Raw genomic sequence first — 14,175 nt, forward strand, 5'->3', positions numbered from 1 at the left:
AGGAGGCCGGCCGGCGCATGGCCCTGGATCGGGCGCCGGGCGTCGGCGGTTGAGGAGATATGGCGAACCGAATACTGCTGGAAGTGGTGACACCCACGAAGTCGGTCCTGAGTGAAGAGGTCGAGCTGGTGACCGCGCCGGGTGCGGAGGGGACCTTCGGCGTCATGGCCAACCATGCGCCCTTGCTCGCCACCCTTCGCGCTGGCGAGATGCGCTATGCCTCCGGTGGGGGGGCGGTCCGGCTGGCCATCAGCGGCGGCTTTTGCGAGATATCCAACAACCGGATGACCGTCCTGGCGGAATCGGCCGAAAGGGCCGAAGAGATCGACGTCGAGCGGGCGCTTCGCGCCAAGGAGCGCGCCGAGCGGCGACTCCAGGAGGCGGCCGCCCAGCGGGAGCGGATCGACGTGGCCCGCGCCCAGGCGGCGCTCACCCGGGCCCTGACCCGTCTCAAGGTGGCGCAGCGGCAGGAATAGTTGCGGCGGCCCGAGGGCATCCGTTAATCTTATCGGGGCGGCCAGGGATCCTGGCCGGCCCCGTTTTTTTTGAGGAGGCGTTCCATGGGCGCATGCGAGGCACGGGGCACGGGGCCCGGGTGGGCCGCGGTGGTGCTGGCCGCCGGGCAGGGGACGCGCATGCGCTCGAACCTGCCGAAGGTCCTCCATCCCCTGCTGGGCCGCCCCCTGGTGCTCCACGTCCTGACGGCCCTCCAGGATCTCGCGGTGGACCGCGTGGTGGTGGTGGTGGGACACGGGGCCGACGCCGTGCGGGAGGTGCTGGGCGGTCTCCCGGTCTCGGTGGCGGTCCAGGAGGCGCAGCTCGGGACGGCCCACGCCGTGGCCGCGGCCCGGCCCTGCCTCGAGGACTGGCGGGGCCCCGTGCTCATCCTCTGCGGGGACACCCCCCTGGTCCGGCCCGAGACGCTCGGGGCCTTCATGGCGGCCCACCTGGAGGGGGGGCGGACCCTGTCGGTCCTGACCGCCCGGGTGGCGGACCCCGCCGGGTACGGGCGGATCCTCCGGTCCGGGGAGGGCGGGCGGCTCGTGCGCATCGTGGAAGAGCGGGACGCCGGGGCCGCGGAACGGGCCGTCGACGAGATCAATACCGGGATCTATGCCGTGGAGTCGGGGTTCCTCTTCAGGGCCTTGTCCGCGGTCCGGCCCGAAAACGCCCAGGGCGAGTACTACCTCACGGATATCGTGGAGATCGGCGTGGCCTCCGGCATGGATGTCGACGGGGAGCCCCTGGCCTCTGCCGAGGAGGCCCTCGGGGTGAACAGCCGGGCGGAGCTGGCGCGGGCCGAGGCGGTCCTTCTCCGGCGCCTGCGGCGCCGCTGGATGGACTCCGGGGTCAGCTTCGAGCTCGCCGAGAGCGTCTACCTGGAGCCCACCGTGGAGTTGGAGGCCGACGTGGTGGTCGGCCCCCACGCCGTGCTTCGCGGGCGGACCCGGGTGGGGGCGGGCGCGCGCATCGGCCCCTTCGCCCTGCTCCAGGACGCGGAGGTGCCCGGGGGGGCGGAGGTGCCGCCCTTCTCGCACCTCGTGGGCAGGTGCCGGGCGGCCGGGGGCTGAAGGCGGCGTTTCCTGCCCGCCGGATGACGCCTTGCGGGGCACCCGGAGGGCGGGCCGCACCGCGCGGCGCGGGTTTGCCAGGACCGACGGCAACAACTATCATGAAGATTCCAGGAGAAGGCCATGGAGAGCGAGGAATTTCGAATCCTTGAGGAAAAGGTGGAGCAGCTCCTCCACCTGTGCGGGCAGTTGCGGATCGAGCGGGAGGACTACCGGCGGCGGGCCGAGGAGATGGGGGGCCGTCTCGCCGACCTCGAGCAGGAGGTCCAGCAGTTGCGGGGGGAGCGTTCGGCGGTTCGCGACCGGGTTTCGGCGCTCATCGCCAAGATCGACCAGTTGACCGGGGAGGGCCGCGCCGAGGCGCCGGCCCCCGAGCGGGAAGGCCCCTAAGGATCGCCGATGCCCGACGGCCGGCCAGCAGACCCCGGGACCGTGGTCCTGGAGCTCTTCGGCCAGGTCTACCATCTCAGGGCCGAGGCCGAGGACGTGGACATCCGGGAGGTCGTGGCCCATGTCCGCGAGAAGGTGGCGGAACAGGAAAGGTTGCACCCGGGCCTGCCGCCGCATAAACTGATGGTGCTGACGGTGCTGACCCTGGCCAAGGAACTGGTGCAGGTACGGGCCCGGGCGGAGCGGCTGGAGGCGGTGGTCTCGGACAAGGCCCGCCACCTGGCGGCCCAGATCGACGCCGTGGTGAAGGTGACCGAGACCGCCAAGTAAGGCGGCGGCTCCCGCCCGGAAGGGCCCTGGCGGAGGCCGCGGGAAAATTTCCCTGCCCTGTTGGTGATCGACGGGATGTTTGTTGAGCCAACATCATTGAACCGGGGACTTCCTCTCCCCGTCGCCGGGAAGGCGCCACGGCGCCGTCCCAAGCGGCGTGGACGAAATCCCCACCTGGCTTCCAGAGGTTCAATGGACCCCGGAGACACGGCATGGGCGGGGGTTCAGCTTGATGTGGCCTCGTAGAGAGGCCTCTGAGTGGGTGGTTCAGCGGGAATCGCCAGATGCAAGGCGCGAGGATGTCGAGGGAGGAGGCGTGTTCTACGGTACGCCGCCGAGACATCCGAAGCCACGCGGTAGTCGGCGCATTCTTGCGGTGCCATCGGCTATAACCCTGTCTGGGGATGACATATACGATGCAGCGGATTTGAGGAGAACGACGGTTTCAGCGGCCGATGACATAACCGAATCCCGATGGCCAGGGGGGCGGAAGACCGGGCCGTAGGGCCCCGATGGGCCGCCCGGAGAGGTTTCCGTCGCGCCGCCCTGGCTACGGTTGGGCTGTCCCCTAGCATTCGTTCGGGCCGAAATCAGTAACGGCGAAACGGTTGTGACCCAAAAAGGTGCGGGGACGGCACCACGGGCGCCAAGGCGCCCCGGGACCCTCTCTTGAAGGACCGGCCAAGGCTCCGGCCGGTTCCCGCCTGATCCGGAGTTCCCCCGATTCAAGTCCGTTCAACCGCCGGACTCCCCGGCGGACCAGATCGGGTATGGCGTTTGGCGGTTCTGGGAGGTGCCGCACGTCATGGAACCCATATATTTCGCCATAGGCGTCGTCCTGGCCCTGGCCATCGGGGTCCCCGCGGGGATCTGCATGGCCCGCCGCCGCATGGAGGCGGCCAGGGGGCCGGCCATGGACGAGGCCGAGCGCATCAAGGATGCCGCCCGCGTCGAGGCCGAAAGGATCCAGAAGGAGGCCTTGGTCCGGGCCCAGGAAGAGACCTTCCGCCTGAAGCAGGAGGCGGAACGCGAGATCCGCGAGCTCAAGGCGGAACTCCAGGACCAGGAGAAGCGGCTGCTCCAGAAGGCGCAGCAGATCGACCGGAAGCAGGACCTGGTCGAACGCCGGGAGATCGAGCTTCTCGAGAAGGAGAAGGCCCACCTCCAGGCCGTGGAGGCGCTCAAGGACCGGGAACGGGAGGTCGAGGCGTTGCGGGTCCAGCAGCTGGCCCGCCTGGAGGAGATCTCCGGGATGACCGCCGCCGAGGCCAAGGAACAGCTCCTCCAGGCCATGGAGCGGGAGGCCCGGCAGGACGCCGCCCGCATCCTGAAGAACATCGAGGCCGAGACCCGGGAGGCCGCCGACAAGAAGGCCAAGGAGATCCTCTCCCTGGCCATCGCCCGCTACGCGGGCGACTTCGTGGCGGAGCGGACGGTCTCCGTGGTCTCGCTCCCCAGCGACGAGATGAAGGGGCGGATCATCGGCCGCGAGGGGCGCAACATCCGGGCCATCGAGGCGGCGACGGGAGTGGACCTCATCATCGACGACACCCCGGAGGCGGTGTTGCTTTCGGCCTTCAACCCGGTGCGCCGCGAGGTGGCCCGCATCGCCCTCGAGCGGCTGGTGGCCGACGGGCGCATCCACCCGGCCCGGATCGAGGAGGTGGTCCGCAAGGTCGAAAAAGAGCTCGACGTCACCATCCGGGAGACCGGGGAGCAGGCCACCTTCGACGTGGGGGCCTACGAGGTCCACCCGGAGCTGGTGAAGCTCCTCGGGCGGCTGCGCTTCCGGACGAGCTACGCCCAGAACGTCCTCCAGCATTCCGTGGAAGTGGCCTTCCTGTGCGGGATCATGGCCTCGGAGCTCGGCCTGAATCCCAAGAAGGCCAAGCGCGCCGGCCTCCTCCACGACATCGGCAAGGCCGTGGACCACGAGGTGGAGGGCCCCCACGCCATCATCGGGGCCGACCTCGCCAAGAAGTACGGCGAGGCCCCCGAGATCGTCCACGCCATCGCCGCCCACCACGAGGACGTGCCGCCGGACACCGTCCTGGCCGTGCTGGTCCAGGCGGCCGACGCCCTGTCCGGGGCCCGGCCCGGCGCCCGGCGCGAGATGCTGGAGTCCTACGTCAAGCGCCTCGAGGACCTCGAGCGCCTGGCCACGTCCTTCCCGGGCGTGGAGAAGTCCTACGCCATCCAGGCCGGCCGCGAGATCCGTATCATGGTGGAGAGCGGCAAGGTCTCCGACGACGAGGCCGTGCTCCTGGCCCGGGACGTGGCCAAGAAGATCGAGAGCGAGATGAGCTACCCCGGGCAGATCAAGGTGACGGTCATCCGGGAGACCCGGGCGGTGGAGTACGCGAAGTAGGCCGGGCGGCCGGGGCGGGGGCATCCTTCCATGGAAACCGACGTCCGAAAGGCCCTGGACCTCATCGCCCGCGGGGCGGTGGAGATCATCGAGCCGGCGGAACTCGAGGCGAAGCTGCGGCGGGCGGCGGCGACGGGCCGTCCCCTCCGCGTCAAGGCCGGTTTCGACCCCACGGCCCCGGACCTCCACCTCGGGCACACGGTGCTCATCCAGAAGATGAAGCACTTCCAGGAGCTCGGTCACGAGGTCATCTTTCTCATCGGGGATTTCACCGGCCGCATCGGGGACCCCACGGGGAAGAACGAGACGCGGCCCCCGCTGACGCCCGAGGAGGTGGCGGCCAACGCCCGAACCTACCGGGAGCAGATCTTCAAGGTCCTCGACCCCGCCCGGACCCGCGTGGTCTTCAACAGCACCTGGATGGAGGGGCTCTCCGCCATGGAGCTGGTGCGCCTGTGCGCCCACCAGACCGTGGCCCGGATGCTGGAGCGGGAGGACTTCAAGCAGCGCTTCCAGGGGCACCGGCCCATCGGGCTCCACGAGTTCCTCTATCCCCTCATACAGGGCTATGATTCCGTGGCCCTCGAGGCCGACGTGGAGCTCGGCGGCACCGACCAGCGCTTCAACCTGCTGGTGGGGCGCGACCTCCAGCGCGAGTACGGGCAGGAGCCCCAGGTGGTGCTGACGCTGCCGCTCCTCGAGGGGCTCGACGGGGTCCAGAAGATGTCCAAGTCCCTCGGTAACTACGTGGGGATCACGGAGCCGCCGGGCGAGATGTTCGGCAAGCTCATGTCCATCTCCGACGAGCTCATGTACCGCTACTACGAACTCCTGAGCGACCGGAGCCTCGAGGAGGTGGCGGTGATCCGCCGGGACGTGGCCGCCGGCCGGGTGCACCCCAAGGCGGCCAAGGCGGCGCTGGCCCAGGAGCTCACCGCCCGCTTCCACGGGCCCGAGGCCGCCGAGGCGGCCCGGGCGGCCTTCGAGGCTCAGTTCTCGCGGGGGGAGATCCCCGAGGACATCCCGGAGGTCCGGGTCGGCGCCTCGGGCGGGGGGATCTTCCTTCCGCGCCTCCTCAAGGAGGCGGGGCTCGTCTCCAGCGCCAGCGAGGCCCGGCGCCTCATCCGGCAGGGGGCGGTCTCCATGGACGGCGAACGGGTGGCCGGTGAAGAGGTGCGGGTTTCGGCCGGTTCCCGCGTCCTCAAGGTGGGCAAGCGGCGGTTTCTCCGGGTGGTGGTCGCCTGAGACCGCCTTGTCCCGTCCCCCGGCCCACGGTATAAGGTCCGAAGGGCCCGCCGCCGTGGGGCCGTCGCGTCCGCCCGGCCTCCGGCGCCCGTTCCGGGCCATCTCGTCCCGGGCCCCGGGGGGTCCGGCCAGTATCCAGCAAGGGAGGGGCCATGCACCACCACCAGATGTCGGCCAGGGCCTTCGAGGCGGCCCGGGAGGTGATCCCGGGCGGAGTGAACAGCCCGGTCCGTGCCTTCAAGTCCGTCCAGTGCGATCCGGTCTTCATCGAGCGGGCGTCCGGGTGCCGGCTCTTCGACGTGGACGGCAACGCCTACCTGGATTACATCGGCTCCTGGGGGCCCATGATCCTCGGCCACGGGCACCCGGAGGTGCGGGCCGCGGTGGCGGCGGCCCTGGAGGACGGGACCAGCTTCGGTGCCTCCACCTGGCGGGAGGTGGCCCTGGCCCGGCGCATCGTGGACATGGTGCCGGGCATCGACATGGTCCGCCTGGTGAATTCCGGCACCGAGGCCACCATGAGCGCCGTCCGCCTGGCCCGGGGCTTCACCGGCCGCAAGAAGATCGTGAAGTTCGACGGCTGTTACCACGGCCACGCCGACGGCTTCCTGGTGAAGGCCGGCTCCGGGGTGGCCACCCTGGCCATCCCCGGCAGCCCCGGGGTGCCCGACGAGGTGGTGGCCGCCACCCTCACCGCGCCCTTCAACGACCTCGAGGCCCTCGAGGCCCTCTTCGACCGCGAAGGTGGCGACATCGCCGCGGTCATCGTGGAGCCCGTCCCGGCCAACATGGGAGTGGTGCCGCCGGACGGCGATTTCCTCCCCACCCTTCGGCGGTGGACCGAGGAGCTGGGGATCGTCCTCGTCTTCGACGAGGTCATCACCGGCTTCCGGCTGGCCCCGGGCGGGGCCCAGGAACGTTTCGGCGTGGTGCCGGACCTCACCTGCCTCGGCAAGATCATCGGCGGCGGCCTGCCCGTGGGGGCCTACGGGGGGCGGCGGGAGATCATGGCCCAGGTGGCGCCCGATGGGCCCGTCTACCAGGCGGGGACCCTCTCCGGCAATCCCCTGGCCACTGCGGCGGGGCTGGCCACCCTCGAGGTCCTCTCCCGCCCGGGGGTCTACGACCTCCTCGAGGAGCGGGGACGGGCCCTGGCGGAGGGGCTGGGCGAGGCCGCCCGGCGGCACGGGGTGGCCTGCACCGTCCAGGGAATCGCCTCCATGGCCACGGTCTTCTTCGGGCAGACCGGGCCCGTCCGGAACTTCGACGACGCGCTCCGGTCCGACACCGGGGCCTACGCCCGCTTCTTCCGGGCCATGCTGGAACGCGGGGTCTACCTCGCCCCGGCGCAGTTCGAGGCCGCCTTCGTCTCCCTGGCCCACGGGTGGGACGAGATCGAGGTCACGGTGCAGGCCGCTGAATCGGCATTCAAGGAATTGGCCGGATAACCCGGCCGGCGCCGGCACAAATCCGTTGACAGCCCCCCGTGGCTATGCTAAGTCATGAGCCTGAGTTTAAAAGCTTGCGGGAGGGGAGCCACGTGTCGGCGGGCCGGCTCCCGAAGGTGAGGCCTCGTTCAGTGGGCCGCGAGGCGGCCCGGAGGCGGGGATGGGCGGCCTGAGACACGAACTGGCAGAGCAGTTCCGCAGCCTCGGCGCCGCCATGACCATCGCCATGTCGGTGGTCTTCTCCATCTTCGCCGGGGCCTTGACGGGCTACTACCTCGACAACTGGCTCTTCGACGGCCGGACCTCCCCGTGGCTGACGCTGGTGTGCCTCGCCATGGGCGTGGCCGGGGGGGCGAAGAACTTCGTCCTCCTGAGCCGGCGCTTCAGCCGGGAACAGGCCGGCCGGGGGGACGAAACGGACGCGACGGGACCGGATGGAAGCGATCAGGCAGATGATCAGCGGTGAGCTGACCGGGTCCAGGTTCGTCCGGTTGTTCACGGGCATGAGCTGGGCCCTCCTGGCCGTTTTGGTCGTGGGCGCCCTGGGGCTCTTCGGGGGTCGCTTCGCCGGCGGCGTCCTGGTCGGCGGCGTCCTGGCCAACCTCAACGGCCTCGGCCTCGAGCGGGACTGCCGCCGCGTGGTCCGGCTGGGGAGCCCGGCCGCCTACTTCGGCGGCATGGCCGTCCGCCTGGGGCTTTTGGCCCTGGCCCTGTCCGTGGCGCTGCTCCTGCCCGGGCGTCCCCTCTCCCCCATCGGCATCATCGTGGGCCTGTCCGTGATGGTCGGGACCTTCTACCTCCTGACCCTGGGCATGCTCGCCTACCGTCTCTTCGGCGCGAAGGAGGCCGCGTAATCCATGGAACATCCGTTGCTTTTTCTGAGCCTGATCCTCGATGCCCTGGGGCTGCCGGCCCACGGGGGCGAGACCACACTGGCCAAGGCCTTGGCTCCGCACATGCAGTACAGCTTCCTCGCCATGTTCCTGTGCCTCGTGGCGGCCTGGCTGGGGACCCGGCGGATGGAGATGATCCCCCGGGGGATGCAGAACCTCATGGAGGCCTACGTGGCCTGGCTCGAGGACTTCATCGACGACCAGACCCACGACCGGCGCAAGACCCTCATCATCTTCCCGATGATCGCCACCTTCTTCCTCTACATCCTCATCGGGAACTACATGGGCCTGATCCCGGGCTTCATGTCCCCCACCGCCAACCTCAACGTGACCCTGGGCTGCACCGCCATCTCCATCGCGGCCTACCACCTCCTGGGCATCCGGTTCCACGGCATCAAGTACATCAAGCACTTCATGGGCCCCATCCCCTGGATGGCCCCCATGATGTTCCCCATCGAGATCTTCAGCCACATCGGCCGGATCCTCTCCCTCTCCATCCGGCTCTTCGGGAACATGGTGTCCAAGGAGATCCTGCTCGGCCTGCTCTTCATGCTCGCCGGGCCGTACCTGGCCCCGCTGCCGGTCATGTTCCTGGGCGTGCTGGTCTGCCTGCTCCAGGCCTTCATCTTCATGATGCTCTCCATTGTCTACGCCGTGGAGGCCATGGCGGAGGGGCACTGATCCCGGCCGGAGACCGCGAGCACTGCATTCCAACTTCGGAAGAAGGCCAAAATATCAAACCTTAACGAGGAGGAACGAACCGTGAAGAAGTTTTCCATGACCACTGCCTTGACCCTGTTGATGGTGCTCGGTTTTGCCGGCCTTTCCTTCGCCGCCGACGGTGACGTGGCCAAGGGCGGCCACATCGGCTTCCTGATGGCCATGTCTCTCCTGGCCGCCGGGCTCGGCGTCGGCATCGCCGCTTCGGGCTGCGGCGTGGGGATGGGCCACTGCGCCCGGGGCTGCCTCGAGGGGACGGCCCGGAACCCCGAGCTGGCCGGCAAGCTCACCGTGACCATGTTCATCGGCCTGGCCCTCATCGAGTCCCTCACCATCTACGCCCTGGTCGTGGCCCTCATCGCTCTCTACGCCAACCCGCTGCTGCCGAAGCTGGCGGCCATCTTCGGCGTGGAGCTCGGATAGGGCGCACCACTGCGAAGAAGATGCCTTGACGGCCGCGGGACCTCTGTGGGTCCCGCGGCCGTTTTTGTTTTCGAGGGGCGGGCGGCTCAGCGGGCCGTATCGACCGCTTCCAGGGCGCGGGCGAGGTGGGGGCCCGTCGGCCCGCCGGCCCCGGCCACCGACGCCGGCGGCCCGGCGGCCACCAGCCGCCCGCCCGCCGGCCCCGGCCCCGGCCCGAGCTCGATGACCCAGTCGGCCAGGGCCAGGACCTCCGGCGCCTGTTCCACGAGGACGAGGGTGTGGCCCCGGTCGAGGAGGTCGTCGAAGACGTCCAGCAGGCGCTGGATGTCCACCTGGTGGAGGCCGCGCGTGGGCTCGTCGAAGACGAAGAGGGTGGGGCGGGCGGCCTCCCGGGCGAGTTCCACGGCGAGCCGGAGGCGCTGGGCCTCGCCCCCGGAGAGGGTGGGCACGGGTTGTCCGATGGGGAGGTAGCCGAGCCCAAGCCGTTCCATGGCCTCCAGGGGGGCCCGGACGGGGGGGATCCGCCGGAAGAAGTCCGCCGCCTGGCCGGCCGTCAGATCCAGGACGTCGGCCATGGTGAGCCCGCGGTAGCGGATCTCCAGGGCGTCGCGGTTGTACCGGCGCCCGTGGCAGAGATCGCAGGGATACGGAAGCGGGGGCAGGGCGCCGAGCTCGAGGGCGAGCCGGCCCCGCCCGCGGCACCTTTCGCAGCGGCCGCCCTTCCGGTTCAGGCTGAAGTAGCCCGGCCCGTAGCCGCGGCGGCGGGCCTCGGGGGTGCGGGCGAAGAGGTGCCGCAAGGGGGTGAAGACGCCGATCACGGAGGCGGGGGTCGAAAGGGCCCCGCCGCCGAGGGGGCGCTGGTCCACCGCCAGGAGGCGTTCGGGCGCCGGCCCGCCCTCGATCTCCACCCCGCCGCCTTCGCCCCGGAGCCAGGCCGAGAGGCGGGGGCGGAGTTCTTCTTCCACCAGGGCGCTCTTGCCGGCGCCGGAGACCCCCGTGATGCAGACCAGGGCCCCGAGGGGGATCTCCACGTCGATGCCGGCCAGGTTCCGCGCCTCGGCCCGGCGGAGCCGGATCCGACCCCGGGGTGCGTTCCGGCGGAGCCGCCGGAGCCGACTTTTCCCCAGGAGGTAGGGCGCCGTGACGGATTGGGGTGCATCCTTCAGACCGCCCGGGGGGCCGGCATAGAGGAGGCGGCCCCCGTCGGGGCCGGCGCCGGGTCCCAGCTCCACCAGGTGGTGGACCTCCCGCAGGAGATCGAGGTCGTGTTCCACCACCAGGACCGTGTTCCCGTCGGCCGCCAGGCGCGCCAGCATCCGCTGGAGGCCGGGATGGTCGGCCGGGTGGAGCCCGGCGGTGGGTTCGTCCAGGATGTAGAGAACGCCGGTGAGGCGGCGGCCCAGGGCGCCGGCCAGGCGCAGGCGCTGGAGTTCGCCGGCGGCGAGGGTCGGGGCCGGGCGGTCCAGGCCGAGGTGGCCGAGGCCCGCCTCCACGAGGGAGGCCACTCGTTCCAGGAGCTCGTCGACGAGGCGGAGGGCGGGCCGGATGGGGAGATCCGCCGGGCTGGAGGTCCCGAGGCGCGCCCGGAGTTCCGCCAGGCGCTCCCCGGCCGTGGCGAGGGGCCAGGCCATCACCTCCGGGTAGGTCCAGGGGCCGAGGGTGACGTGGCGGACGTAGCGGGCGAGGGGGAGCGGGAGCCCCGCCTTCTCCCCCTCGCCCCCGGCGGCGAAGAGGGCGGGGGTGAGCGGGGGGAAGGCGGCGCCGCAGCCGGGGCACCGGGCGTCCTCGCTGAAGGCGTGCTCCTCCGGCGGCCCGCCCGGGGGCTCCACGGCCACCCGAAGCCGCCCCCCGCCGAGGCGGAAGGCCAGGGCCAGGGAGTCGGCGAGGCGGTTGAAGAGTCCCGGCCGCAGGACGACCCGGTCCACCACGGCCTCGAGGTCCGCCCCGGCGGGGACCGCGCCGGCCGGGTCCTCCAGGAGGTCCTCGACCCGGACGACCCGCCCGGAGACCCGGACCCTGGAGAAACCGTCCTTCTGGAGGTCGCCGAGGACTTGTCCCGCCGGGGTTCCGGGGCCGCGGTCCCCCATGGGGGCGAGGACCAGGAGCCGGGTCCCTTCCGGGAGCCCCGCCAGGCGGTCCGCGACCTGGAGCGCCCCGAGGGCCCGGATCTCCGTCCCGCAGCCGGGGCACCGGGCACGGCCGGCGGCGGCGAAGAGGGCCCGGATGAGCCCGGCCAGCCCGGCCAGGGTCGCCACGGTGGACCTCGGGTTCCGCCCGCCCGCCCCGCCGCCCACGACCACCGCCGGGGGAAGTCCCTCGATCCGGTCCACCGGGGCCTCCTCCCAGTGTCGGGACTCGGCCCGCTCCTCGAGGCCCAGGGCGAGAAGGTACCGGTAGCGTCCCTCGACGGCCAGGAGGTCCATGGCCAGGCTGGACTTTCCGGACCCGGACGGCCCGCAGAGGCCGATGATGCGCCCCAGGGGGAGATCGAGGTCGAGCGCCCGGAGGTTGTGGCACCGGGCGCCGCGAATGCGGAGGACGCCGCCGGTGGGGGCGGTTGCGGGATGCGGGAAGCGGCCTGGCATGCCGGGTGTCTCCTGTGGCAGGGGTGGCGTCCGTGGGCACGCCCACTATACCCATCCGGCGGTCCGGGTGGAAAGGCCCGCCCGCCTTGACTTTCCCAGGCAAACCCCGTAGACAGTTACCGGAAGCGGAAAGGGCGCTGGTGGCCCTCCCGGACTTCAAATCCGGTGCACGGGGTGAGGAGCCCCGTGGGTGGGTTCGATTCCCATGCGCTTCCGCCAGGTGCAAGCCCACCGGGCCGATTCCGCCGGCCCGGTGTTTTTCGCTCGGCCCGGGGTCTTGGCCGCCGGGGCGAAAGGGCATAGGATGGTCCTGCGGCCCCGGGCCCCGGGCCCGGGCGCGGACGGGATGGGGGCAGCACGCGGCATGGCATCGAGGGCGCCAGTCCGGGGGTGGATCGGGGCCGTTCTCTTGGGAATGGCCGCGGCCGCCTGTGCCCCGGCCGGCCCCGTCCCGACGGCCCCGCCGCCGGAGGAGGGCGGCCGGGCGGGGCCGCCGCCGGCCGCCGCCTCCCCGGCGGTGCTCCGGCGGGAGGCGGCCCTGCGGGAGGCCCTGGCCGGGCAAGGGCCGGTGGAGGTCCGCCGCACGGGTGCCGAGGTCCAGGTGGTGCTGGACGGCGCCTGGTGCTTTCCGTCGGCGGGCGACCAGGTGGCGCCCGAGGTCTACGGGATCCTGGACCGCCTGGCACAGGTGCTCCTGGAGACGCCCGGGGTCGGGGCGCGCGTGGAGTACCGGGCAGGGCCTGCCGCGGCCTTCCCCGCGGCCCAGCGGCGGGCGGAGGCGGTTAAGCGGCTTCTCGCCGTCCGCGGCCTGCCCCGGGCCGGCCTCACGGCCGTGGGGCGCCCCGGCGGCGCCGGGGCCCGGCCCGAGGTGGTGATCACCGTCGTGCCCCCGGCGCCGCCGGGGGAGTGAACCACCCATGCGGGAGACCTTCACCTTCGTCCTGGCCGGCGGCGTGGGGAGCCGCTTGAACGTCCTGGTCCGCCACCGGGCCAAGCCCGCGGTCCCCTTCGGCGGCATCTACCGCATCATCGACTTCGTCCTCTCCAACGCCATGAATTCCGGGATCTCCCAGGTGGCGGTCCTCACCCAGTACAAGCCGCTCTCCCTCATGGAGCACATCGGCGACGGCTCGGCCTGGGACTTCGCGGGCCGGACCCGGTGGATCAAGATCCTGCCGCCGCGGACCGGCGAGAAGGACTCCGACTGGTACAAGGGCACGGCGGACGCCTGCCGCCAGAACCTCGACCTCCTGGCGGCCCATCCCTCCCGCCAGGTCCTGGTGCTCTCCGGCGACCACGTCTACCGCATGGACTACCGGGCCCTGGTCCGCCACCACCGGGAGCGGGGGGCGCGGGTCACGGTGGCCATGATGCCGGTCCCGTGGGAGGAGACCCACCAGTTCGGCATCGGCATCACCGACGGCGAGGGCCGGATCGTGGACTGGGAGGAGAAGCCCGCCCGGGCCCGGTCCAACCTCGCCTCCATGGGGATCTACGTCTTCGACACCGATTACCTGGTGCGCGCCCTCCGGGAGACCGGCGAGGTGGACTTCGGCCACCACATCCTGCCCGCGGCCATGGCCCGGGGCGACGTCCACGCCTTTCCCTTCGAGGGATACTGGCGGGACGTGGGCACAGTCGAGGCCTACTGGGCCGCCAACATGGATCTCATCCGGCCGGAGAGCGGCCTCGCCCCGGAAGACTGGGGGGTCTGCACCAACCTCGAGGCCGAGGGGCGTCCCGGCGACCGCCCCCCGGCCCGCCTGCTCCCCGGCGCCGAGGTCCGGTCGTCCATCCTGGGGCCCGGCTGCGTCATCGAGGGACGGGTGGAGGGTTCGATCCTCTCGCCGGGGGTCCGGGTGGCCCGGGGGGCCGAGGTCTCCGGGTCCATCCTCATGCACGGGACCCGGGTGGGGCCGGGGGCGGTCCTCCACCGGGTGATCGCCGACAAGGAGGTGGTCGTGGGGGCCGGGGCCCGGGTGGGCCACGGGGACCCGGGCAGGGCCAACCGGTCCTTCCCGGGGCACCTCCGGAGCGGCCTCACCCTGGTCGCCAAGGGGGCCGTGGTGCCCGACGGGGCCGTGGTGGGGACCAACTGCGTGGTGGGGGGCGAGGGCGAAGGCGGCGGGTGGCCCCCGGGCGGGGTCGTCGGCGACGGGGAGTGCGTGGGGCTGGCGGCGGCGCCGTGAGGGGCGGCCCCGG

Annotated in this window: 14 protein-coding genes, 1 tRNA gene and 1 other RNA gene; 15 read left to right on the forward strand and 1 reads right to left on the reverse strand. The window is 71.8% G+C overall.

What is annotated here, in order from left to right; translation table 11 throughout:
* Nucleotides 1–59: 59 nt before the first annotated feature.
* From HCU62_RS02555 to atpE, 12 genes are all read left to right on the forward strand, one after another.
* Nucleotides 60–476: a F0F1 ATP synthase subunit epsilon gene (locus tag HCU62_RS02555; protein ID WP_163298225.1), complete on the forward strand. Its 417-nt coding sequence runs from the start codon at nucleotides 60–62 to the stop codon at nucleotides 474–476.
* Between the two features lie 84 nt (nucleotides 477–560).
* Entirely contained in the window at nucleotides 561–1,571 is a 1,011-nt protein-coding gene (locus HCU62_RS02560) for an NTP transferase domain-containing protein (RefSeq protein WP_163298226.1), read from the forward strand.
* A 123-nt stretch (nucleotides 1,572–1,694) separates the two neighbouring features.
* Nucleotides 1,695–1,961, forward strand: coding sequence for a cell division protein ZapB (locus HCU62_RS02565; protein WP_163298227.1), 267 nt, complete (start codon nucleotides 1,695–1,697; stop codon nucleotides 1,959–1,961).
* A 9-nt stretch (nucleotides 1,962–1,970) separates the two neighbouring features.
* Nucleotides 1,971–2,291 (forward strand): cell division protein ZapA, encoded by a 321-nt coding sequence (gene zapA, locus HCU62_RS02570; protein ID WP_163298228.1) that lies wholly within the window; start codon nucleotides 1,971–1,973, stop codon nucleotides 2,289–2,291.
* A 46-nt stretch (nucleotides 2,292–2,337) separates the two neighbouring features.
* A non-coding RNA gene (gene ssrS, locus HCU62_RS02575) (6S RNA) lies at nucleotides 2,338–2,518 on the forward strand.
* A gap of 578 nt (nucleotides 2,519–3,096) precedes the next feature.
* Nucleotides 3,097–4,659 (forward strand): ribonuclease Y, encoded by a 1,563-nt coding sequence (gene rny, locus HCU62_RS02580; RefSeq protein WP_163298229.1) that lies wholly within the window; start codon nucleotides 3,097–3,099, stop codon nucleotides 4,657–4,659.
* Nucleotides 4,660–4,689: 30 nt separating this feature from the next.
* Nucleotides 4,690–5,904 (forward strand): tyrosine--tRNA ligase, encoded by a 1,215-nt coding sequence (gene tyrS / locus HCU62_RS02585; protein WP_163298230.1) that lies wholly within the window; start codon nucleotides 4,690–4,692, stop codon nucleotides 5,902–5,904.
* Nucleotides 5,905–6,056: 152 nt separating this feature from the next.
* Nucleotides 6,057–7,352 carry a glutamate-1-semialdehyde 2,1-aminomutase gene (hemL, locus tag HCU62_RS02590; protein ID WP_163298231.1) on the forward strand — a complete coding sequence of 432 codons (1,296 nt, stop codon included), beginning with the start codon at nucleotides 6,057–6,059 and terminating at the stop codon, nucleotides 7,350–7,352.
* 160 nt (nucleotides 7,353–7,512) lie between these two features.
* Entirely contained in the window at nucleotides 7,513–7,818 is a 306-nt protein-coding gene (locus HCU62_RS02595; protein WP_246325178.1) for an AtpZ/AtpI family protein, read from the forward strand.
* Nucleotides 7,787–8,206: an ATP synthase subunit I gene (locus tag HCU62_RS02600; protein WP_163298232.1), complete on the forward strand. Its 420-nt coding sequence runs from the start codon at nucleotides 7,787–7,789 to the stop codon at nucleotides 8,204–8,206. The genes HCU62_RS02595 and HCU62_RS02600 overlap by 32 nt, the downstream gene beginning before the upstream one ends.
* A 3-nt stretch (nucleotides 8,207–8,209) precedes the next feature.
* Nucleotides 8,210–8,926, forward strand: coding sequence for a F0F1 ATP synthase subunit A (atpB, locus tag HCU62_RS02605; protein ID WP_163298233.1), 717 nt, complete (start codon nucleotides 8,210–8,212; stop codon nucleotides 8,924–8,926).
* 96 nt (nucleotides 8,927–9,022) lie between these two features.
* On the forward strand, nucleotides 9,023–9,388 hold the full coding sequence (gene atpE, locus HCU62_RS02610; RefSeq protein WP_163298236.1) for an ATP synthase F0 subunit C: 366 nt from the start codon (nucleotides 9,023–9,025) through the stop codon (nucleotides 9,386–9,388).
* Nucleotides 9,389–9,474: 86 nt separating this feature from the next.
* Here the strand turns inward: atpE and HCU62_RS02615 are convergent, their stop codons facing one another.
* Nucleotides 9,475–11,973 (reverse strand): excinuclease ABC subunit UvrA, encoded by a 2,499-nt coding sequence (locus tag HCU62_RS02615; RefSeq protein ID WP_169755397.1) that lies wholly within the window; start codon nucleotides 11,971–11,973, stop codon nucleotides 9,475–9,477.
* Between the two features lie 121 nt (nucleotides 11,974–12,094).
* Here HCU62_RS02615 and HCU62_RS02620 point away from each other — a divergent pair.
* The 3 genes from HCU62_RS02620 (at nucleotide 12,095) to HCU62_RS02630 (ending at nucleotide 14,162) form a co-directional block, all read left to right on the forward strand.
* A tRNA-Sec gene (locus tag HCU62_RS02620) sits at nucleotides 12,095–12,192 on the forward strand.
* Between the two features lie 196 nt (nucleotides 12,193–12,388).
* Nucleotides 12,389–12,883, forward strand: coding sequence for a hypothetical protein (locus HCU62_RS02625; protein WP_163299900.1), 495 nt, complete (start codon nucleotides 12,389–12,391; stop codon nucleotides 12,881–12,883).
* A gap of 7 nt (nucleotides 12,884–12,890) precedes the next feature.
* Complete coding sequence (locus tag HCU62_RS02630) at nucleotides 12,891–14,162, forward strand: glucose-1-phosphate adenylyltransferase family protein (protein WP_169755398.1); 1,272 nt, start codon at nucleotides 12,891–12,893, stop codon at nucleotides 14,160–14,162.
* The last annotated feature ends 13 nt before the right edge of the window (nucleotides 14,163–14,175 follow it).

This window comes from Dissulfurirhabdus thermomarina (genome assembly GCF_012979235.1).
Classification (GTDB): Bacteria; Desulfobacterota; Dissulfuribacteria; order Dissulfuribacterales; family Dissulfurirhabdaceae; genus Dissulfurirhabdus; species Dissulfurirhabdus thermomarina.